This window comes from Peribacillus phoenicis, from assembly GCF_047238085.1.
Classification (GTDB): domain Bacteria; phylum Bacillota; class Bacilli; order Bacillales; family DSM-1321; genus Peribacillus.
The window spans coordinates 858,055-879,149 of the sequence record NZ_JBDFMF010000001.1 but is presented as its reverse complement, the minus strand read 5'-3'; the positions used below and the strand labels follow the sequence as shown (position 1 = coordinate 879,149).

General features: G+C 40.2%; 25 protein-coding genes. 7 read left to right on the top strand and 18 right to left on the bottom strand.

From position 1 onward, the window contains the following. Positions 1 to 108 precede the first annotated feature (108 nt). A complete protein-coding gene (locus ABC374_RS04410) occupies positions 109 to 687 on the top strand; it encodes an HTH-type transcriptional regulator Hpr (RefSeq protein ID WP_034314691.1) in 579 nt (192 codons plus the stop codon). Between the two features lie 2 nt (positions 688 to 689). Here ABC374_RS04410 and ABC374_RS04405 read toward each other — a convergent pair whose 3' ends face one another. Further along, a complete protein-coding gene (locus tag ABC374_RS04405) occupies positions 690 to 1,016 on the bottom strand; it encodes a DUF1878 family protein (RefSeq protein ID WP_101224182.1) in 327 nt (108 codons plus the stop codon). A 243-nt stretch (positions 1,017 to 1,259) separates the two neighbouring features. On the opposite strand from ABC374_RS04405, the gene ABC374_RS04400 reads away from it, so the two are divergent. Continuing rightward, complete coding sequence (locus ABC374_RS04400; RefSeq protein WP_350301683.1) at positions 1,260 to 1,799, top strand: DUF3267 domain-containing protein; 540 nt, start codon at positions 1,260 to 1,262, stop codon at positions 1,797 to 1,799. Between the two features lie 108 nt (positions 1,800 to 1,907). Continuing rightward, positions 1,908 to 2,090 carry a hypothetical protein gene (locus ABC374_RS04395; protein WP_034314696.1) on the top strand — a complete coding sequence of 61 codons (183 nt, stop codon included), beginning with the start codon at positions 1,908 to 1,910 and terminating at the stop codon, positions 2,088 to 2,090. A gap of 112 nt (positions 2,091 to 2,202) precedes the next feature. On the opposite strand, the gene ABC374_RS04390 is transcribed toward ABC374_RS04395, so the two are convergent. Together ABC374_RS04390 and ABC374_RS04385 are read right to left on the bottom strand one after the other, a co-directional pair. After that, positions 2,203 to 2,286: a YjcZ family sporulation protein gene (locus tag ABC374_RS04390; protein ID WP_061462016.1), complete on the bottom strand. Its 84-nt coding sequence runs from the start codon at positions 2,284 to 2,286 to the stop codon at positions 2,203 to 2,205. A 185-nt stretch (positions 2,287 to 2,471) separates the two neighbouring features. Next, on the bottom strand, positions 2,472 to 2,555 hold the full coding sequence (locus ABC374_RS04385; RefSeq protein WP_034314701.1) for a YjcZ family sporulation protein: 84 nt from the start codon (positions 2,553 to 2,555) through the stop codon (positions 2,472 to 2,474). A gap of 200 nt (positions 2,556 to 2,755) precedes the next feature. Between ABC374_RS04385 and ABC374_RS04380 the strand changes: the two genes are divergently transcribed. Beyond that, entirely contained in the window at positions 2,756 to 3,622 is an 867-nt protein-coding gene (locus tag ABC374_RS04380) for a peptidylprolyl isomerase (RefSeq protein ID WP_101224184.1), read from the top strand. 53 nt (positions 3,623 to 3,675) lie between these two features. Here ABC374_RS04380 and ABC374_RS04375 read toward each other — a convergent pair whose 3' ends face one another. The 8 genes from ABC374_RS04375 to cysK all read right to left on the bottom strand — a co-directional run bounded on the left by ABC374_RS04375 (position 3,676) and on the right by cysK (position 12,648). Then, a complete protein-coding gene (locus tag ABC374_RS04375) occupies positions 3,676 to 3,858 on the bottom strand; it encodes a sporulation YhaL family protein (RefSeq protein ID WP_053344914.1) in 183 nt (60 codons plus the stop codon). Between the two features lie 99 nt (positions 3,859 to 3,957). Further along, positions 3,958 to 4,896 carry a 3'-5' exoribonuclease YhaM gene (gene yhaM / locus ABC374_RS04370; protein ID WP_096339870.1) on the bottom strand — a complete coding sequence of 313 codons (939 nt, stop codon included), beginning with the start codon at positions 4,894 to 4,896 and terminating at the stop codon, positions 3,958 to 3,960. A 179-nt stretch (positions 4,897 to 5,075) separates the two neighbouring features. Next, entirely contained in the window at positions 5,076 to 5,774 is a 699-nt protein-coding gene (locus ABC374_RS04365; protein WP_413016174.1) for a (2Fe-2S)-binding protein, read from the bottom strand. Beyond that, on the bottom strand, positions 5,767 to 6,591 hold the full coding sequence (locus ABC374_RS04360) for an ABC transporter ATP-binding protein (RefSeq protein WP_137017077.1): 825 nt from the start codon (positions 6,589 to 6,591) through the stop codon (positions 5,767 to 5,769). Before ABC374_RS04360 ends, ABC374_RS04365 begins: the two co-directional genes overlap by 8 nt. A 259-nt stretch (positions 6,592 to 6,850) precedes the next feature. Further along, entirely contained in the window at positions 6,851 to 7,258 is a 408-nt protein-coding gene (locus tag ABC374_RS04355) for a hypothetical protein (RefSeq protein ID WP_232782974.1), read from the bottom strand. Between the two features lie 41 nt (positions 7,259 to 7,299). Further along, positions 7,300 to 10,320 carry an ATP-binding protein gene (locus ABC374_RS04350; protein WP_413016171.1) on the bottom strand — a complete coding sequence of 1,007 codons (3,021 nt, stop codon included), beginning with the start codon at positions 10,318 to 10,320 and terminating at the stop codon, positions 7,300 to 7,302. 21 nt (positions 10,321 to 10,341) lie between these two features. Continuing rightward, complete coding sequence (locus tag ABC374_RS04345) at positions 10,342 to 11,553, bottom strand: metallophosphoesterase family protein (RefSeq protein ID WP_413016169.1); 1,212 nt, start codon at positions 11,551 to 11,553, stop codon at positions 10,342 to 10,344. A gap of 171 nt (positions 11,554 to 11,724) precedes the next feature. Beyond that, positions 11,725 to 12,648: a cysteine synthase A gene (gene cysK, locus ABC374_RS04340; protein WP_137017070.1), complete on the bottom strand. Its 924-nt coding sequence runs from the start codon at positions 12,646 to 12,648 to the stop codon at positions 11,725 to 11,727. Between the two features lie 295 nt (positions 12,649 to 12,943). Between cysK and ABC374_RS04335 the strand changes: the two genes are divergently transcribed. Beyond that, a complete protein-coding gene (locus tag ABC374_RS04335; RefSeq protein WP_048677954.1) occupies positions 12,944 to 13,132 on the top strand; it encodes a YhzD family protein in 189 nt (62 codons plus the stop codon). A gap of 87 nt (positions 13,133 to 13,219) precedes the next feature. On the opposite strand, the gene ABC374_RS04330 is transcribed toward ABC374_RS04335, so the two are convergent. Continuing rightward, entirely contained in the window at positions 13,220 to 14,017 is a 798-nt protein-coding gene (locus tag ABC374_RS04330) for an enoyl-CoA hydratase (RefSeq protein ID WP_350301677.1), read from the bottom strand. A gap of 92 nt (positions 14,018 to 14,109) precedes the next feature. Next, complete coding sequence (locus ABC374_RS04325; protein WP_413016166.1) at positions 14,110 to 15,726, bottom strand: long-chain fatty acid--CoA ligase; 1,617 nt, start codon at positions 15,724 to 15,726, stop codon at positions 14,110 to 14,112. Between the two features lie 409 nt (positions 15,727 to 16,135). On the opposite strand from ABC374_RS04325, the gene ABC374_RS04320 reads away from it, so the two are divergent. Beyond that, complete coding sequence (locus ABC374_RS04320; RefSeq protein ID WP_413016164.1) at positions 16,136 to 17,014, top strand: dimethylarginine dimethylaminohydrolase family protein; 879 nt, start codon at positions 16,136 to 16,138, stop codon at positions 17,012 to 17,014. A gap of 168 nt (positions 17,015 to 17,182) precedes the next feature. Here the strand turns inward: ABC374_RS04320 and ABC374_RS04315 are convergent, their stop codons facing one another. After that, a complete protein-coding gene (locus ABC374_RS04315; RefSeq protein WP_413016162.1) occupies positions 17,183 to 17,581 on the bottom strand; it encodes a hypothetical protein in 399 nt (132 codons plus the stop codon). A gap of 389 nt (positions 17,582 to 17,970) precedes the next feature. On the opposite strand from ABC374_RS04315, the gene ABC374_RS04310 reads away from it, so the two are divergent. Beyond that, a complete protein-coding gene (locus tag ABC374_RS04310) occupies positions 17,971 to 18,420 on the top strand; it encodes a DinB family protein (protein ID WP_350301673.1) in 450 nt (149 codons plus the stop codon). A 389-nt stretch (positions 18,421 to 18,809) separates the two neighbouring features. Here the strand turns inward: ABC374_RS04310 and ABC374_RS04305 are convergent, their stop codons facing one another. The 4 genes from ABC374_RS04305 to ABC374_RS04290 all read right to left on the bottom strand — a co-directional run bounded on the left by ABC374_RS04305 (position 18,810) and on the right by ABC374_RS04290 (position 20,829). Next, complete coding sequence (locus tag ABC374_RS04305) at positions 18,810 to 19,076, bottom strand: transcriptional regulator SplA domain-containing protein (RefSeq protein WP_241590686.1); 267 nt, start codon at positions 19,074 to 19,076, stop codon at positions 18,810 to 18,812. Between the two features lie 115 nt (positions 19,077 to 19,191). Beyond that, entirely contained in the window at positions 19,192 to 20,058 is an 867-nt protein-coding gene (locus ABC374_RS04300) for a Cof-type HAD-IIB family hydrolase (protein ID WP_101224440.1), read from the bottom strand. Between the two features lie 146 nt (positions 20,059 to 20,204). Next, the gene (locus ABC374_RS04295; protein ID WP_034314741.1) at positions 20,205 to 20,561 is read right to left on the bottom strand and encodes a YlbF/YmcA family competence regulator; all 357 of its coding nucleotides are present in this window, start codon (positions 20,559 to 20,561) and stop codon (positions 20,205 to 20,207) included. Between the two features lie 73 nt (positions 20,562 to 20,634). Further along, the gene (locus tag ABC374_RS04290) at positions 20,635 to 20,829 is read right to left on the bottom strand and encodes a DUF445 family protein (protein ID WP_413016159.1); all 195 of its coding nucleotides are present in this window, start codon (positions 20,827 to 20,829) and stop codon (positions 20,635 to 20,637) included. Between the last annotated feature and the right edge of the window lie 266 nt (positions 20,830 to 21,095).

Sequence of the window (21,095 nt, the reverse complement as noted above, 5' to 3'; positions counted from 1 at the left end):
TAAAAAAACTAAAATTTTCTAAAAATTTTGCAAATATTTATCTTTATTAATTTTTATTTTATTGTCATAATAAATATATAGAATCTTATAAGTAGGTGAGCCCATAATATGCAGAATAAAAATTATTCTATGAAAGAAGCAATGATTTTTAGTCAACGAATTGCACAATTAAGCAAAGCATTATGGAAATCGATTGAAAAAGATTGGCAGCAATGGATCAAGCCCTATGATTTAAATATCAATGAGCACCATATCCTTTGGATTGCCTACCATCTTAATGGCTCTTCCATTTCAGATGTTGCAAAATTTGGGGTCATGCATGTTTCTACGGCATTTAACTTTTCAAAAAAATTAGAGGAACGCGGGTACTTAACATTTTCAAAAAAAGAAAATGACAAAAGGAATACCTATATAGAGATCACTGCTGAAGGTGAAAAAATCCTACTTGATTTAATGGAGACATATGACCCAAGTAAGAACTCTGCTTTCTCGGGTGCACTTCCACTGCGTGAGCTTTATGGCAAGTTTCCGGATATGATTGAAATGATGGCCATCATCCGAAATATCTACGGTGAAGACTTCATGCAAATCTTTGAACGATCCTTCGATAACATCGATCAGGAGTTTACTGATGTGGAGGGTAAAATCACAAAAAAAAAGATAGAGAAAGAAACTGAGCCAGTTTAATCTCATACTCTATCCATTTCCTTCATGAATGATACATATAACCCCTGTGCGAGGCATGCATCAATGCATTCCTTTGTGGTTATTTTTGGATTAACCTTTCTTTCAAATTGATTAAAAAGCGGTCGAAAGTTCATATACCCTTCCGCTTTTTCTATTTCATAGCGTTTGCTCAAGATATCACATGTTTCCAATAATTCTTCCGCTTCCTTCTTCGTGAAATTTTTTTCCACAAATAGATAGTCCAACTTGGCCTCCGGATTGCGTATAAGGTTTAATAAAAGCCGTTGATGAAAACGGAGAATTTCTATTTCTTCATTTATATTTTTCATACATCACTAATCCCCAATCGATCATTCAATTTAACATAAAAGACTTATAACCAATTTTTGATTTTTCACACTCAGTAATCCTTCTTATTCCTGGTTCAAAACCTGGCATTAATCGCCCTTAGCCCTACTTACACACTAAAGTGATTTTATCTTAAATTTAATCCAAGAATTCCATTGCTTTTTCCACCCATTCATCGTAATGTATGTAAGTAAATTCAACAGCTTTGGAGGGCTGATTTCGAAATGAATTCGTGGAAAACAATTGACGTGGCAAAACAATATGGGAATTGCCGTCTGCTCTTTTTTTCAGTTTTTACTATATTGATGTCTTTTGTTCTGATCTATACATTATTAAGTGTCTTTTCAACCCATGTTATTTTGTATGGCGATCAAACAATGGTATTTTTTAGCCTATTGCTCTTATTATATCCTGTTCACAAACTATTACACTATTTACCTTTACGATTATTATGTAAAAAAGTAAAAACTTCTTGGTCCTTGAAGTGGAACGTTGTGCTTACATGCAGAGTCAATGTGCATGATCCGATTCGAAAGCATCTTTATCTCTTGACCCTTGTGTTGCCTTTCTTCATTATGTCTGTCATATTGATTGGTTGTGCCCTTAGTTTTCCGCATTACATCCATTATTTCACTATTTTATTATCCATGCACACCGGATTATGCGTATCGGATTTTATTTATATAAAAAATCTGGTTGGTTCCCCAAGGCATTCTTTTATCGAGGAACATCTCGAAGGATACGATATACTTATTCAAAAGTGATTTCTTATTTATCCATAAAGATACCCGATAAGATTTTTAGGTATCTTTTTTCATTATAATTTGGTATCGTATTTATACATGATGTTTTGCAAGGAGGGATTTTAGGTTTTGATCTCGTTCTGGTTTATTATTTTTGCTATTTTGATCCTTTATAATATTAATAGAATGACAAACTCTTTATGCATTCAAAAGGAAATTGCTGAAGACCGGCAGCCTAAAGTATTCAGGACCATTAATGTATTAATTACTATTATGTTATTATCCTCCTATATTGAAATTTTGTATACGTAGAGATGAGCAACAAATGATGGCCATCATTTGTTACATACATTGGTGATACCCGGAGCATTATCCACATAAAGAAAAAGGGCGAAGCAATCAGCTTCGCCTTTTGTTTATGGGTTTATAACCAAGAAGCTCCAATGATAATTAACAGGATGAAAAGAACGACAATTAGAGCAAAGCCTCCACCTATTCCTCCAGACATTGATCTTCCTCCTTTCCATTCTTAAGTAATAGTATCTTCATGCACACTCTTATATCCGCCAAAAGGAATCCATTCCTTTCTTAGCTTGAGAATCACTTCAATCTTTTTTGTTGAGCGGCTACCCTATCCTATTCAACTCCATGGCAAAAGGAGTGGGCTCTTTCCATTATTAATTTTACAGCCGATTAGCAATAGGCTGCTCCTACAATTATTAATAAAATGAATAACACCACTAACAAAGCGAAGCCTCCGTTAAATCCATTACCCATTATGCTACCCCCTTTTGTTGTCCTCGGTTTATCATATGTAATGGATTAATATCCGGTTAGGCATACACCCATTTTTAAAAAAATTCTTATTCATGCACCAATATATTATTTTTTGTAAAGTAACCAGAATATGTTATAGTTAATTTTGTGGAAATACGAAAAAATAGCAAACAAGAAACTTATAACTAGGAGTTGTTTTTATGAAGAAGTGGGCATTATCGATTGCTGTTACTGCAGGGCTGATCGGACTTACAGCATGCAACAGCGACAAGGAAGCAGTCGTGGAAACTAAAGCGGGGGATATCACCAAAGAAGAATTTTACAATGTAATGAAAGACCGTTATGGTGAAACCGTTCTTCAAGAACTTGTTTATGAAAAAGTTCTTTCTGAAAAATATACAGTAACGGATAAAGAAGTTAAAGCTAAAACGGACGAACTTAAAGAGCAAATGGGTGAAAATTTCGAAACGGCCCTTGCCTCTTCCGGATATAAGAGCGAAGATGATCTTAAACGTGCACTTAAAATCGGCATGCTTCAAGAAAAAGCAGCCGTTGCCGATATAAAAGTTAAAGAAGCTGATGTGAAAAAAGCTTATGAAGACTATAAACCACAAATCAAAGCGAGACATATTCTAGTGGAAGACCAAAAAACAGCAAACGAAGTTAAAGCTAAATTGGACAAAGGCGAAGACTTCGCTAAACTTGCAAAAGAATATTCAACAGACACAGGCACAGCTGAAAAAGGCGGGGAGCTAGGCTGGTTCGGACAAGGTGAAATGGTTCCTGCATTTGAAGAGCAAGCTTATAAAATGAAGAAAGATGAAATCAGCAAGCCGATTAAATCCGATTATGGCTACCACATCATCCAACTTCTTGATACAAAAGAAAAAGAATCATACGAAGATATGAAAAAAGATCTTGAATATGATTTGAAAGTCGCTCAAATTGACCAAACTAAAGTTCAGGACATTTTGAATTCAGAAGTCAAAAAAGCGGACGTGAAGATTAAAGACGAAGATCTAAAAGATGCCATCACTTCCGGTGACGCAGCCAATGCTGAAAAATAATTGAATAGTAAAAAGCGACAGGACTTTTCCTGTCGCTTTTTTTATGGTTCGAGCTATGCTCCCTGATTTATATCCTTTTTACGCCTCTCGCGCTCTTCTTCCATGCGTTCAATGTACTTCTGACCTTCCTTCTCAATCCAAGCATCATCTATGAGGCGTTCCTGCCTAGCTGTCCAAATTGACATGACTGCACTGACAATTATCCCAATAAACACGAACCAGATCCAAATTGGCATGTCCATTCCCTCCCAAAAAATCTACTATTCATTTACTAGAGAATATGCGCGAACAAAAAAAATATGCTTCTTTCTCCATAGAGAAAGAAGCATATTTCATTAAAATGTTGGTTTATAGAATGAACGATTATCGAGCGCGAAAACTCTTTCCGTAAATTCACCCGGTTTCACTTTTTCCAAGGCCCGGTCCATCATATTTATCTTGGCATCCATATTATCAATATAATGCAGCACTTCAGCTTCCCTAACCATTGGCGGCTTGGGACTGCCCCACTCAGCTTTACCATGGTGACTTAGTATCAGGTGCTTGAGAATCATGATTTCTTCCGCTTCAATGCCCAATTCCTCTGCAGCTTTACCGACTTCATTCACCATGATGGTTATATGCCCCAACAAGTTCCCTTCCACTGTATATACAGTCGAAACAGGTCCGGATAGCTCATGTACCTTTCCAAGGTCATGCAGAATGACTCCTGCATACAAAAGATCCTTATTAAGCGAAGGATATAGGGTTGAAATGGCCTTAGCCAGCCCTAGCATCGATACAACGTGATAGGCCAGTCCCGACATATACTCATGATGGTTCTTGGTGGCAGCAGGAAACGTCAGGAATTCATTCTGATATTTTTTAATGAGGTGCCTAGTCACCCTTTGGATATTCGGATTCCTCATTTCAAAAATGAATTGAGTGATGGTTTCCATCATTTCTTCCTGACTTAAAGGCGCCGTTTGAATTAAATCGGCTTTCGTGACCCCATCAGTATCTGAAGTAATTCTAATGTTACGGATTTTCAATTGGCTGCGTCCTCGATAATTCTGGACTTCCCCTTGAACTTTCACCGTAGCTTCCGCACTGTATGTTTTCTCATCAGCCTCGGAAACATCCCATAGCTTTGCCTCGATCTCCCCGGTTTTATCGCACAAAATCAATGTTAAAAACGGCTTTCCATTACTTGCCACCGCTTTTGTACTCGTTTTAATGTACATATATATATCTACTACTTCACCAATTCCGTAGTGTATGATCCCATTTCCCATGCGACTGCCTCCGTTCAATTAAATATCAACATTATAACATACCAATCTCGTTAATGCGTTTAGTTTTCGTTAATAAGTGATGGACAATGGACAGGAAAAGCAAAGGCTGACCGTCTCTCTTATCACTCCATAAGAAAACCAGGCTTGACCCCAAGCCTGGCTCTCCAATCAAATCTATTTCAACAGTTTTTGTTCGGACAATACGCGCACTTTTCCTTGCCCTCAATTCGGTAATATAAACAGCATGTCACCCGTTTATAAGGATTCATGAACGCCGGAACACTTTTTTCCCCTATGAATCGTTTAAAGGGGGAACGCGTTTCAATATTCAGCCATACTTCATCTTCAAGCAGCTTTTCAATGTCCTTTTCAACTCGCGTCTTTATATCAGTCTGCTTCAATAACTCACTATACATCCAAACCGTATAGCTCCAAATATTTTCCCAGAGTACTAGTTTCGATATTTTAGCAGTTCCGGAAAAGGAGCGAATGGCATCAGCACCAAATCTGCTCAATATGGAATGGAGGGCAGAAGGGCTTTCCTTTTCCGAGACATTGCTCCAACTGTTAGTTTTCAGCAAAAAATTCGGGAGCCAATGTTCATCTTCCGGGTCATCCAAAACACCAATGTCCTGAAGTGTGCCTTCCCAGATAAGCCGATGTTTGCTTAACATGTAAAATTGTGCCGTGACAAAAAAAGCATAGCGTCTGAACCACATTGAAATGGCTATCCCTGATGTTTCCGCCCCAGTCCGGGCTTGTGCATACTGAATAAGTTCATCAGCATGATTGAAGGTCTTGGAAACTTTGGCTTCGTCTCGGAAGGATATGCGATATCCTTGCAGCTCTTTTTCCATGGATGGTGTGAGGTTATGCATTGGCCAGCGCTTTTACCTGACTTTGGGCGTAGCGGCCTTTACCAAACGGGACGCACATGGGACTGCCGAAAATTGGATCAAAGGATATTTGGCAGTCCATGCTGAATACATGCTGTACCAATTCAGGCGTGATGATATCCTCTGGCCGGCCTTGAGCATGTATCGACCCATCTTTAAGTGCCACCAGATTATCCGCATAACGGCAAGCTAAATTCAAATCATGAAGCACCATCACGATCGTTCTGTTCTCAAACTCATTCAAGTCGAACAATAAGTCCAAAATCTCGATTTGATGGGTCATATCAAGATATGTAGTTGGTTCATCCAATAAAATGATGTCCGTATCCTGAGCCAGCGTCATGGCTATCCATGCCCGTTGCTTCTGGCCTCCCGATAATTCATCGACTGCCTGATCCTTTAAATCGGTCAGGTTCGTTGCTTCAATCGCCTTTTGAACTTTTTCTTCATCCACGGAACTCCACTGTTTCAACCAACTTTGATAAGGATATCTTCCTTGTTTAACAAGCTGGTATACTGTAAGCCCTTCAGGAGCAACCGGGGATTGTGGAAGAATCGCCATCTTTCTTGCTACATCCTTCGATGACATGGTCGAGATCGCTTTGCCTTCGAGCAAAACAGAGCCGGATTGAGGTTTTAACAATCGGGCAACAGACCTTAGAAGTGTTGATTTTCCACATCCATTTGCACCGATGAAAACGGTAATCTCCCCTTTGGGTATTTCTATATTCATATCATTTATAATTAATTTATCACCATAACCGAGCGATAAAGACTGTGTGTTAATAGCTGGTCGCATTAAAATACTCCCCTTTTAGTCTAATAATACCAGTTTAATGAAAATGATTCTCACTGTCAATCTTAAAAAAGAATATAAACCAAAAACTTCATGTCCCATTCTGTTATGATTCATTAAAGTGAACGCTCCTTTAAAGATATGAAGCTTCCTTTGGAAACATTAATACCATTTTCCTAGCTCCCCGATTCATCAGTCCGTGCTTCATCTCCGGAATCTCCATTTAGCGGAAAATAAAAAAGCCCTCCATATGGAGAGCTTTTTAACCGACCAGCAGTCGATTTGTACAATGTGCCAAGGATTCATCCCTAATGAAGGTAAATAAATCCTGATCGATAAAAGGAATTAATCCTTCTGCAATATTCCATGCATTGACCTCTATTTGATAAAGGATTTCTGATTTTCCTGTACTGTGTAGCTCCTCACTAAGCACAGCTAGATCGGGGTCTGATGCGTGGCCCATCTCATGCGTGAGGATCACCCATGTATATTCCTCAAGCCTTGCAAGCGAGCCTAGGGAGCGTTCACACTGAATTTCGATATCTCTCTCATATAAAGTGATGCTATGTCCTTTGGCAGAATATTTTCCCCCAACACATCGTTTACCGGGAAACTCCTTTTCGATGATTAACTTCAAAGAAGAATCATGGTGGCTTACAAACTCATTCATATTCAATGACTTCACTCTCTTTATCTATAGTTTAAAACCCATTATATTTCAGGGATGATCAAATCATTCATATCCTGGCGCAATACGGGGCTGGATAGACGAATCACTTGATTTTCGCTAAAGTACTCCATTATATATCGGTGACAAGTAAAAAATAAAATTTGCCGCTTTTCCGAAACTTTTTTCAATAACTCGAGCATCCGTTTTGTCCTTTCCGCATCAAAATTGACGAAACTATCATCAATGATGAGAGGGAATGAATCATTTTCAAAAGTATGATCAGCAAGTGCGAGCCTTAGGGAAACATAAATTTGCTCTGCTGTCCCGCGGCTGACCTCTTCAACCCTGAAACTCAAACCATCATTGCGCTGTACCCAAATTCCTTCTCCCGACTGATCAAGGATGATTTTACGATAGCTCCCATTCGTTAAAAAGGAAAAGTGGCGCTCGGCATCAGCGATCACCTTCGGTAGGCGTTCCCTTTTATATCGGTCCAATGTTTTATTCAATAAGCTTTTGGCTATTGCCAATTTCGCCCATTCCTTCGCCTCTTCGTTAAAAGCAGCTTTTTCTTCATAAAAACGATGAAGTAAATCATCATAAATCCCTGAAACTTCAAGCTGTTTTATCTTATGCTTCGCATCCGCCCGCTTCTCTAATAAAAGGGATTTCGCCTTTATAGAATCCTTCCGTTTCCGTTCTATATTTTCAAATGTATAAGTATTGATCCCCTGTTTTAAGTAAGTTTGGATTTGATCAGGCAGCATTCTGGATTGCCCAATTTGAATGGTAATCAAATCAAGCTGTTTTTGTAAAGTGATTTTCTTTTCGGACAATGCAGCGGCATGCCTGAATTCTTCCTCGTCCTTGACCTTCGCTAACTTAAAAAGAATTTCCATTTCTGCATCAAGATAGCCATTTTCCATCGTCAGCTGCTCAATTTCGTTCGTCAAACGACTTCGTTCCTGCATCCATTGCGTTAGTTGAACGGAGAATTCAACCGCTTTATTCAATTCCCGCTTCAATAGGCCAATCGCTTCCCGCCATGTGGATGGTTCAAAATCAAGGCTGTGTGCAAAATGAAATAAAGCCTTTGATTTACCCTCAAATTCTGCCTGCAGAAAATTATGCCTCTTGATTGTTTCATATTTCCTATCAACGGCTTCCTTCCATTTCTCTAGAAGTTCAAATACAGATTCAAGATTGATTTCCATTCCGGGATAAGACAGACCCCAATCGCTTAAGATGCTCCTCAATTCTTTATCCAACCGGTCCCTTCTAGCTTCCCAATCGGCATATTCCTGAATGGTCGATTCAAACGCTTCCTCCCTTTCTTCATATTTGAAACTTTCACTTTCAAAACGCCTTTGGAGACGTTGGTCCAGTTCAAGCAGCCGACCCATCGACTCTCCTTCACTCCCCCTATTGGTCTCAGTCCCAATTGCGGCCCTTTTCCTTTTCATCTCATCCAATTGCCTGATATACCCGGACAATATATCATCACCTTTAAAAAGATACCTGGATACCGCAAACAGAACAGCCACGGCTAGAAGTATCATCCCCAACAACATCTGTTCACTGAAATAACTTCCGATCGCACCTAAACAAAGAAGTACTAATAAACTGCCATTCAGGATATGTGAACGTTTGCGATTATCCGCTTCCTTCTTCCTCTGTAATGCCAATTGCTTTTCAAGTTCAAGTATTTGTTCATCAAGAATAAGCGATTGTGCTGCTTCAAATTCGATGTTATTCTGCTTGTTGTATAAGGACTCCAGCTCGATTCTTTTTTCATCTGGCATTAACTGGGCCTGTATCTCCTTCAAGCGGGCTTCTGTCGTTTCCAGACTTCCCTTTTGCAGTTCATATTTCTCATCAAGCTGCTTCTTATCATTTTGGAGTTGATGCTTTTCCCTCTCGGCCCTTTTCACCTTTTCCTTCATGAATGTACTGATATCCAGTTTTCTTATTTCATCATCAGAAACATCCAAGAATAATTCCTGCTTCACCTTTTCGATATTCTTTTCTTCCAACTGCCTTTCGTGTTCCGCTTTTCTCATATCCAGCTCGAGCTTCTCAAGCATAGTTCCTTGATCGATTGCATGTTCAATTTGCTCTTTATGCTCCTTGATGAACGGATTGATTTCGATTTCCGTGAGTCTTTCCTCAAGTTTGTCCTTTTTCTCGATCAATGCCGCAAGTTGGGCTTTCATGGGCATTCCAACTGCCTGTAGCTGTTCAAGTCTTTTTAAGCCATCAACAGGAAAACTCACTTCCGGAATTTCACTTATTTCGGCCTCAAGTTCCCCCTGTTCTTCAACCAAGGGTTTAATTCGCAAAAAAGTGCTCACGTCAACAAGGTTTTCTTCAATCTCTTGAATATCTTCCGTGACTTTGTAGAGCTCCTCCTTAAGTTTTGCTTCTTCCTGAAGTAATGCCGTATACGACTGCTGTTCTTCTTCTGATGCTTTCACCTTTTTCTGCAATTCCTTAAGTTCTTTCAATCTCACATTCAGTAAAGGTTTTTGGCCTGATGGCTTGAACCTTGAATCGAGCTCTTTTTGCAATTTCGTTTCGGCTTCAAGAAGTTTATCATTCCCGATCAGCCCAGCTGAAAGCAGATATTTACTCATGGTACCTTCACTTAGTGTATGTAATCCCTGCAGCCCTTGAAGGTCGAAAGAAAAAATGGCTTGGTAATAGTTTTTATCAACGCCATGGAGAATCTCATTCAATTCTTCCTCGCCGCCGACCCTTCCATCCTCGAAGGTCAATTTTACATCGCCAGTAGCTTTTCCCTTCACACGTTCAATAACGATTTCCCCATCTTTTTTTGTTATGAGACTGAGCCTTCCCCCATATTTGGCATGCATTTTGGGCTCGTAACGCGGTTCGTTTTGAACCTTTGTCGGAAAACCAAACAGCATACTATGAATGAAGGACATGATGGTTGACTTGCCCGATTCATTTTCCCCAAAGAAAATCTGCAGCTGTCCCAATTCAGGAAAACGCTGATTTTCCAGTTTACCGTAACCATAAACATGGAGGTCTTTAATAATCAAACCCGTTCCTCCTCCCTACACTCATTTATTCGCATCAAAAACGTGCAAAAGCCATCTTTCCGCTTCATCCACAAGTTCCCTCTGCTCTTTTGGCTCTATTGTATCAAGAAACCTTCTTGCACCCGGATGAATATAAAGCGGGGCCAGAGCAGCATCCGAATCATCGAATTCAGATGCAAGCATTGAAACCTCAGCCATAAATGGCAATAATGTTTCATTTGACCTAATCATCGGCATCGACTGGATGACTTTGATTTTATACACCCAGACAAACGATTCCCCTTGGTCCTCGTCCTGCAAGATCCGGGTCAATTCTTCAAGATATTCCCCGGAAGGGCCTGCTGCGTCTCCTGCATCCAGCTTCAATTCCAAAAGAAAGCTTCTCCCATCGATGCCCTTCCGTTCAATTACTTCCCTGCATTGCTTGAACAGGGCATCAAATCCACCATCCGCGGTTATTTCAATTGTATCGCTTTCCCATATCACTTCAGAAGTTTCAATAAAGGAATGACGCTTCATGTCCCCGTCGAATTCGACGAGCAGGCACCCTTTAATGCCAGACTCCTTTCTGTTCCTGCCTTGAATATTTCCTGGGTATATCACTAGCGGATCTTCTGAAACCACCTGATGCTTATGAATATGGCCTAATGCCCAGTAATCGAAATCTTTGGCAGCTAGTTCCTTCAATGAAAAAGGGGCGTATGGGCTATGTTCGGAATTGCCTTCCAAATTCCCATGAAGCAGACCTATATGATAATCGGCCCCTTCAGCTTTTATGTAGGTTTCGATCATTCTCTCCCTTACGTGACGGCGCGGATAACTGAACCCATAAAGGTGGACAGTCGTCCCATCGATTTTTTCAAACCGTTTCACTTCGGTTTGCCCTGAAAATACGTGGACATTATCCGGCAGCTCCACAGTAATCCATGAGCCGCTGAGATGATCATGGTTACCATGAATGATATAGGCAGGGATCTGATGCTGCTGGAGTTTTTCCATTTCTGTCCGAAAGCGGACCTGTGTCCTGAGACTCCGATTCTCCCCGTCAAATAGATCCCCCGATAACACGATAAAGTCAACCTGAAGGGAAATTGCTTCATTAATGATAGTTTGAAAAGCTTTAAAAGGAGCTTCCCTTAATTCCTTTAATATAGTTGACGGCATATCCTTCAACCCCGAAAAGGGACTATCCAGATGGAGATCCGCCGCATGAATGAACCTCACACCGCTCATAAGTGTCACCTCGATTTCTATCAACATTTCACATTTAATTTTAACATGAACAGAACATACTTTCCCATACATTATTATTTTAATACGTCATCATGCAGTATGGGCAAATTCAACAGGAAAAAGACCGAATGGCGTGAACATTGTTTCATGCACGGCATTCGGTCTTTATCATCATTCAAAAATATCCATACTTAAATAGCGTTCACCATTATCCGGTGCAATGCATAATACTCGTTTTCCACTTCCAAGACGACGGGCTTCCTGCAGGGCAGTCCAGACAGAGGCACCTCCTGAAGGTCCAATCAATATCCCTTCCTTCGAAGCCAGATCCTTCATGGTGGATATTGCATCTTCATCTGCCGCTTGAACGATTTCATCAAATACCTCTGTATTTAAGATGGTGGGGATAAATCCAGGGCTTGTACCCACTAACTTATGAGGACCAGGCTTTCCGCCGGAAAGAACTGGGGAACCCTTAGGCTCGACAACTACCACCCTTAAATCCGGCAGATGTTCTTTTAAGGCTTCACCTGTACCGGTTATCGTTCCTCCCGTTCCAGCAGTAGCGACAAACACATCCAGGTTGCCATCCATCTGATCTAGAATCTCGACTGCTGTCGTCACTCTGTGAATATCAGGATTTGCTTGGTTTTCGAATTGCTGCGGAATAAAGCTATTAGGAATTTCTGCGGCTAGTTCCTCAGCTTTACGAATGGCTCCAGGCATCCGCTCTGATGCAGGGGTGAGGACAACTTCCGCTCCGTATGCCTTTAAGATATTGATTCTTTCTTTCGACATATTATCCGGCATGACCATAATCGCCCGATACCCCTTTGCCGCGGCATTCATAGCAAGCCCAATACCTGTATTACCTGATGTTGGTTCTATGATCGTGGCCCCGGATTGAATGATGCCGTCCAGTTCAGCCTGCCTAATTAAGTTGAAGGCAGCCCGATCCTTTACACTGCGGCTCGGATTGAAATATTCAAGTTTCACAAATACTTCAGCATCACCCTCCGCTGTTAAATGATTAATCCTTACAACAGGTGTATCTCCTATCAATTCAGTGATATTATTAACGATTTTTACCGTCATTCAAAAAATCCCCCTTCGATCCATACACTTCCTAGATGCACTTTTACTCAGGTTCATTATATCATTTATGATTTTTCATTTTAAAGAGAGAATTCCTCTAGTATAAATAGGTTTTGTTTTGAAGTTAGTTCGGTATAGTTATTTTCCATCGTTTTTCAAGATATTCAGCTACTTATCAATATTCCCTGTCTTAATATATTTCCCTCACATAATAATAGTCAAAATTGACAGATAATGATAAAATTTTTATAACAGTTCCTAAGACAATAACATTTTGATAAGGGAGTTTTTGAAAATGAGCAGAATATACAAATTAACCGTTTTTGAACCGTCAGGGGAAAAACTATTGGATGAATCATTTACAGCCGAGAATGATGAACAAGCTAAAGAATTGGGACAAAATCTATTGAAGGAAAAAAACTATCAAGATCAAACACATCGCTGTACATCACCTTCAGGCGCTTTATTGCTTTTTCATCGCTGATTGAAAATGGAAGCGCAATCACTAAAAATATGATCTAGTTTCCTTATATAAAAAGGGCCGTCACAATAACGTGACGGCCTTTTTCATTCATTTTCCGATGAAGTTCGGTTTCCTTTTTTCCACGAATGCTTTTATTCCCTCTTGGTGGTCCGCTGTTTCGCGCATTTTCATCTGGGCAGCTTTTTCAATCTCAAGGATCTTAATCAATAGCGGGCGATTTTTTTCACTAAGGATTTTTTTCGTTTTAATCATGGCCTGAACCGGGCTTTGCAGCCATGATTGCACTTTCTTCTCTACCGCATGTTCCAAGGTTCCGTCAGCCACTTCATGAATGAGGCCCTTTTCTTTTGCTTCAAGCGCAGTAAGCACTTTACCTTCCCAGATTAGTTCTTTTGCACCCACTTCACCAAGACGACGTTCAAGGAAGAAGTGTCCGCCGCCATCGGGGATTAATCCAATCCCGATAAAATTCATCGCAACCTTACTTTCTGAATCGGCAATAAGATGATCGGTTGCAAGAGCTATACTTAACCCAAGCCCTGCAGCTGCACCATGAATGGCACTGATGGTCAATTTAGGCATGAAGTATAGAGTGGTCACCAATTCACTGATTCCATCCATCAGTTCATCGAAAGCGTTTTCTTTTCCAGGCGAGAGCATCATCTTAATGTCACCACCTGCGGAAAATGCTTTCCCATTCCCTTTTAAAATGACGACATCCACATCATCATTCTCACTTACTTCCTTCAAGGCATGAATAAAGTCATGCAGCATTTTCGGATTTAAAGCATTCATGGCCTCTGGACGGTTCATTGCAACAGTGGCCGTCCTGTCCGAATATGTGACTAAAACAGTGCCTGCAGGTGATGTCGATTCAATACTCAATTTATTTCCTCCTCTTTCGTTCTATGACTCTATTATATATCCCTCCCCACTATCAGAATAGGGGGAAAAGTTACAATTATACAAACCCAGCATTATTTATTGATATATTTATCCTGAAGCTGATCACGCAATGCCCTTTTCAAGAACTTCCCAACACCCGTTTTCGGGATTTCATCCAAAAAGACCACTTCATCCGGCAGCCACCATTTTGCAAACTGCGGCATTAAAAATTCGATTATGTCTTCCTGGGACACTTGCCCCTTGTATGCCTCCTTCAAGACAACACAGGCGATCGGCCGTTCCTGCCATTTTTCGTGAGGCACTGCAATTACCGCCGCCTCGAAGATTCCTTCATGGGCCATTAATGCATTCTCTATATCTACGGAAGAAATCCACTCACCGCCGCTTTTTATCAAATCTTTCGTCCGGTCAACGATTTTGACGAACCCTTCTTCATCAATCGTGACAACATCCCCCGTATACAGCCAGCCATCTTTAAACGTATCCTCTGACCGCTCATCCTTAAAATACTCATTCGCTATCCAAGGACCCCTGATCAGCAATTCGCCCATTTCCTTTCCATCTGGTTTCACTTCGCCGTCCTGACCGATCACTTTAATTTCTATCATTGGCGAAACAAGGCCCTGCTTGGCCTTCAACTCATAAAGTTCTTCTTCAGGGAGGTCTTCCTGATAGCTTTTTGGTTTCGAAACAAAAACAAGCGGGCTCGTTTCAGTCATTCCATAGGCATGCAGGAATGGTATCCCATACTTTTGTTCAAAGGTTTTAATCATGCTTTTCGGAGCAGCCGACCCTCCGCATAGAACAGCACGAATGCTGCTCGTATCATGGCTGCCTTCTTCCAGCTCCTTCAATAAGCCCAGCCATATCGTCGGCACCCCTGCTGCGATTGTAACCTTCTCCGTTTCTATAAGCTCAGCCAAAATCTTCGGGGTGAAATAGGGTCCCGGCAAAACCATCTTCGTTCCAAACCAAACACTGGCAAAAGGCATGCCCCAAGCGTTTACATGAAACATGGGCACGACAGGAAGGGCCACATCACGTTCGCTTATTGCTGTGGAATCGGCAAGCCCCAGTGCAATCGCATGCAGCAAAATTCCGCGATGTGAATAAACCACACCTTTCGGATTCCCGGTCGTGGCGGAAGTATAACATATGCCGGCAGGCGCATTTTCATCCAAGGTTTGAATGAATGGCTGTTTCGGATTCCCTTCGGCTAATAATCTTTCATAATGATAAATGGGTGAAAGGGTCGTATCAGGCAGCTCCTCTTTATCCGTCATAATGATATACCCTTCCACTGTCGTTAACTCATCTTTAATTGCTTCCAAGAGGGGAATGACATCCGGGTCTATCAATAGTAATCGATCCTCCGCACTATTGACGATATAAGAAACATGTTGAGGAGACAGACGCATATTGATTGTATGAAGGACAGCACCATGACAAGGAATCGCAAAATATGCTTCTAAATGCCGATGATGGTTCCAGGCAAGTGTTCCAATACGGTCACCTGTTTGAATGCCGAATTTTTCAAGATTACTGGTCAGCCTTCTTGTACGTTCAGCAATCTCTGCATATGTAAATGTGTGAATTCCACCATCCGTACGCGAAACTACTTCTTTATTCGGAAAATATTTTTCAGCTCTCTCAATGATTTGAGTCATGATCAATGGAGTATCCATCATTACAATCTCCCCCTTATATTAAAAGCATCCTCATTATATATTCGACCAGAAAAAAAATAATCCTTTATCCCTAGGTGCCTTTTACGATTATTTTGAATTTGGGTTTAGCGTGATGATATTTCAAAAAAAGGCTAAACCAGATCCTATCAGTTTGACGACAAAAACGGGATTCGGAAAGGGAGCGGATTTCTGAAATCAAGCGCAAACATAAAAAAACTGTAGGGCCAACTAACTCAAATAGAAAAAGATCTAACCGGTATATAACGGAATCATTTATTAAGAGCGGAATCTGAAAGGTTTTTTAAACCATCTAAATTTAGTGATGAGTTCCATGACATATTTTTTATGTTTCTTTCTAGAAAAAAGAGGAAATAGTAAAGATACAATTATATTTAGAGGGAGCTCATTTATGGTAAACAAAATAAACGAAGAACTAGAAGCTTATTGCGCGAGTGAATATTCAAAGCTATCGCGGGTTATCGTCTGCGAACCTCGTTATATGGAAATCCGGGAGATCATTAACGAAACACAAAAAGAGTTTCAAGAGGAAAATATCGATCAAGCACTAGCCTTGAAGCAGCACGCCCAATTTACAAAGGCTCTTGAACATGAAGGAATTGAAGTCATAAAACTTACGCCTCAATTTACATATCCAGAACAAGTTTTCACGAGGGATATCGGTTTCACTCTTGGCAATACCGTTTATGTGGCTGAGTTGGCAACAGGTATCAGGCAGGGTGAAGAACAAATATTGAAATCCTGGCTCGAAACGAATGGCATCTCATATTTCAACCTCCTCAAAAATCATATTGAGGGCGGGGATGTCCTTATTGACGGGAAGACCATCTATATTGGAATCAGTGAAAGAACGGATGAAACATCCGTCAAGCATCTTCAAACCTTATTACCGGAATACGATGTCATCGCGGTTCCTTTCATTGAAACATTCCTTCATTTAGATTGTGTTTTCAATATCATATCACCGACAGAGGCGCTTATTTTTCCAGAGTCCTTTACAAAAAAAGAGATGGATCTATTAGCTTCACGTTATGACATGATCGAAGTGACTAAAGAAGAACAATTCACATTAGGAACCAACGTGCTTTCGATTGGGAATAAAAAATTATTCAGTCTACCATGTAATAAACAGGTAAATAGTCAGCTTCGTGAACGCGGATACAAAGTCATCGAAGTCGATATAAGCGAAATCATCAAGTCCGGCGGCTCCTTTCGTTGCTGCACCATGCCACTATTGAGGACAACGAATAAGAAGACTGATTCAGCCTGAGCAGAATGAAAGAACCCGGACTTGTTTGGAAGTCCGGATTCTTTCGCCTTTTTGTCAAACATGTATAGATATTTGTATAAAACAGGAAGAGATTAAGGGTTTAGTTCTTTTTTTAAATGCCTCGATTCCAACCATTACACTTTTTAAATAACTCTGTCTGGAGGCATTTCATTTATGCAGCAGTCTTAATATGATTTTTGAATCTTTTCTATTTAACTGTACATACTGACTATGTTCATCCTTCGTCATTTCTACAATATTTTCATCAGGATTGACCCAAACATAATATACGGTTAGTCTACCTTCGTTTTTCTCATCATTAAAATAAAAGATGAAGTCCGCCTTAGGATGATCTTTCGCCAACACGAATTCTTCCCAATCTGCATTTCTTACTATTTCTTTTGTTTTTTCTGTTTTCCCCGTTTCTATCTTTTCTTTATATGCTTCGAATTTGTAGTTTTTACCTTCATATTTTTGAACGGAAATATGTTCTTGCTTTGTTGTACAGCCTGAAGCTAACGTTATTGATAATAGGCTAAGTGCAACAAGCAGCGGCTTCCTTTTCATTAATGTCATCTCCTCTTAATCCACTGGATTAATTATCCAATATATTTCATTATACTTCTCCATGCAAAAGAGTAATAGGAATGTTTATTGATTTATTATCCAAAAAAACTTAAGCTTTTGGCTTAAGAGTTCTTGACCCCTTGTATCCCTTGGGCTTGTCAACCAAACCATACAGAAAATAGTTGATGCAGCCTTCCATTTCATCAAAAGCTTATACTCGCTTATATTGCATTTAATCCGATTATAAGCCGACAGTATAAACCCTTTTAAATTGATAATCCTTTCCTTTGTGAAATGGCTTAGCTAAAATTTGATAATATTGAATTATCCTTGCTATAATTTCATGGGATAGCGTTTAGAAAAAAACAAGATTGAAAGGGGAATGTAAAATGAATTATGTAAAAAATCAGCTAACGGTCATGCGCGGCAATCTTTTAAAAGAAATCGATGGAATCAAACCAGAGTTTATGGATGTACAGCCTGAAGGTTTTAATAATACAATCCATTGGCACCTTGGACATGTCCTTACTACAGCCGAAAAATTTTTATTGAACTCCAATAGTGAATTGCCAGCGAATTACAGCCAACTATTCGGATATGGTTCAAAACCAGCGGACTGGACTGGGGACGTACCTACCGTTGAAGTATTAAAGCAACAACTGCATGAACAACTTGATCGACTTCTTGAAATTCCGGAGGAACGATTGACTGAAAAAACAGCACAGCCTTTCAACGGAATGGAAACAGTGGGGGAATTCATTAATTTTGTAGTGCTCCATGAAGCCAATCATATTGGACAAATTCACGCAATGAAACTATTAATCCAATCCAATAACTGAGATTAGATCATAAATAACTGTCACTCTGTATTTCTTGAAATAGGAGTGGCATTTTTTTATTTTTCACAGTCAAATAGGCTGTTTTAATCACTAATGGCTTCTGACATGTGAGTATGGGTGCGTTTACTCGTGAGTTTGCAGCGTTTATTCGTGATTTGGGAGCAAATACTCGTGAACTTTGAGCTTTTATCGTGAGTTCGAGCATCCACTCGTGAATTCGGAGCTATTACTTGTGAGTTTGGCGCTTTTACTCGTGAGTTCGGAGCAAATACTCGTGAGTTTGGCGCATTTACTCGTGAGTTTGCAGCAAATACTCGTGAATTTAATCAAAAAGAGCCCCCGCTCTATAAGCGAAGGCTTTCATCTGTTCATGCGAAGTGAACGTCTCTTTAAGTCATTTGGTTATCCATATAATCACTGTATGCTTTTTCCGCTGCGGCTTCCGAAGTGAACAAAGCATCATCGTCCTCAATCGTATGAAATGTATCGTTCAGGAACAAGGCAACTGCATTGGGATCTTTTGGATGCGGAACGATTTCCGCCGCCCTTATATTCGAAACGGTAGGAACGTGGGGATTATTATAAATCACAAACACTTCGTCACCGACTTGCACTTCTTTTGCATTGATTACACCCATTGAATTCTTCCTTTCCATTACTGATTTTCCTTTAGCTTATGGAAAGAAGCTTATAATTATTTATGAAATATAACAGGCCTAAAAAGCGGCATTATCTGAATGGGGCCCCTTCTATAAAAAGGAGCCCCACCATTCATTTAAGCATATTCATCTTTTGTAAAAAATCGATTGGATGCTGTTTCCGGAAGAATTCCCTCAGCATATAGGCAACACCATCTTGATCATTGGAGCGCGTCACCCATTTTGCCACTTTCCTTACTTCCTCATCCGCATTGCCCATGGCAACTCCCAGACCAGAACCGGCAATCATCTCAATATCATCCAATCCATCTCCAATCGAGACGATCTCCGTTCTTTTCACTTCTAAATGGTCAGCTAAATACAATACACCGCTCCATTTAGAAACACCCTTCGGAACGATTGTCAGCTTATGTCCTGGATGTAAGATTGCATCCACCTCAGGGAACATTTCCTTTATCAATTTCAACATATCATTTCTAGCACTTTTTTCTGGAAATATAATGTCCATCTTCGTCGGGGCCATCGGCTGATCAATGAGCTCTTCACTGATATCATCCACATAATTTTGAGCATAAATATTTTGATCATTCAAATACATAACCGATTTACCAAGCAAATTCTCCGGGAGGTTCACCCGATTGCCCAGCGAGTATTTCTCATGAATGAGCAATATTTGGCACGTGGTCTTTTCAAGCATTTGCACGAGCTCTGCAGTCAGTTCTTCTGATATTCTTTTTACCATTATCGGCTTTTCTATGGAAGCTCCGACAAAGGCTCCTTGCTGAGCGACGATCATCGGATTTATTTTTAGGGCTTTGGCCACTTTTTTTGCTGAGTGATAATTTCTTGACGTCACAAGTGCAACATGGACACCTTTTTGGTGAACATAATCTATTGCTTCTTTAGTCGATTTATTTAAACGGCCATTCGACTGGAGCAATGTCCCGTCGATATTGACCGCAAGTAGTCGATATACCATGCTGATCTCCCCCATCTGTAGTATCCTCTTTCCAAATTTATGACTAAAATTTCGGGAATAGAACAAATTGTGGTTCACGACCCATGCATGGTGCTTTCAGGAAACAAAAAAACCCCCAACCATTATGGAAGGGAGTCTTTAACTGCTTATTGCTGTTGTTCAGGCAAGCCATATAAATCTTCAAGCGGCTTCATGATAATTTTATTGAGGTCTGCGATGACCATGCTCATCCGTTGTTCAGCTTCCATCAATTGTGAAATGGTTGGGTTTTGTTGGACAAGCTGTACCGTCTTTTGTGCTTGCTCAACCTCTTCCGGTGCAATCTCCTGTCCCATCATTTGCTTTTGCTGCAATGACATCTGCAGATTACGGAAGTTTTCAAACATTCCTTTTGTTGCTTCATCAGAATTGACAAGATCATATAAGCGTTGTAAATCGGCATATTCATTACTTGCCCTAATTGCCTTTTCCATTTCATACGCTGCATCATATACGTTACTCATTTATTTCCCCTCCCGGTAATCATTGTATTCCTACACCTTTTCCACTATAACAAATCCGATTGCGAATTACACGTCATCCTATTAAAACAGTTACAAAACCTTGAAATAAACCGATGATTCCACCAAGCAAAGCCCCAAGGTAGGTGATCATCGACAATTCCTTCTTAGTGATGGAAGCGACCATTTCCTCAAGCCGGGAAATGGTGTCCGAGAAATTGGCAGTCCAATCTTGAACCGGCTTATTCATGATCGAAGCGACAGGCAGCATTTCAGACGTTTTTCGTTAATCAATTGTTAATCGTATCTCTTCCGACCATGTTTCATATTTACCAAGAAAGCATGTTTGTAATCTTTGTTCCAGTTGATCAAGCATTTGAGCAGTACTTTTTTCCGTGGACAATGCTTTCTTTACTTCTGCCTTCACGAAAATTTTCATATTCTGTATAGAGGCATCTGATGACTTTACTTTGAATGCTCTCTGGCGTGATTAAATGATCAACACCAATTTGGCTAACTCAACCTGCCGCTTCGGAA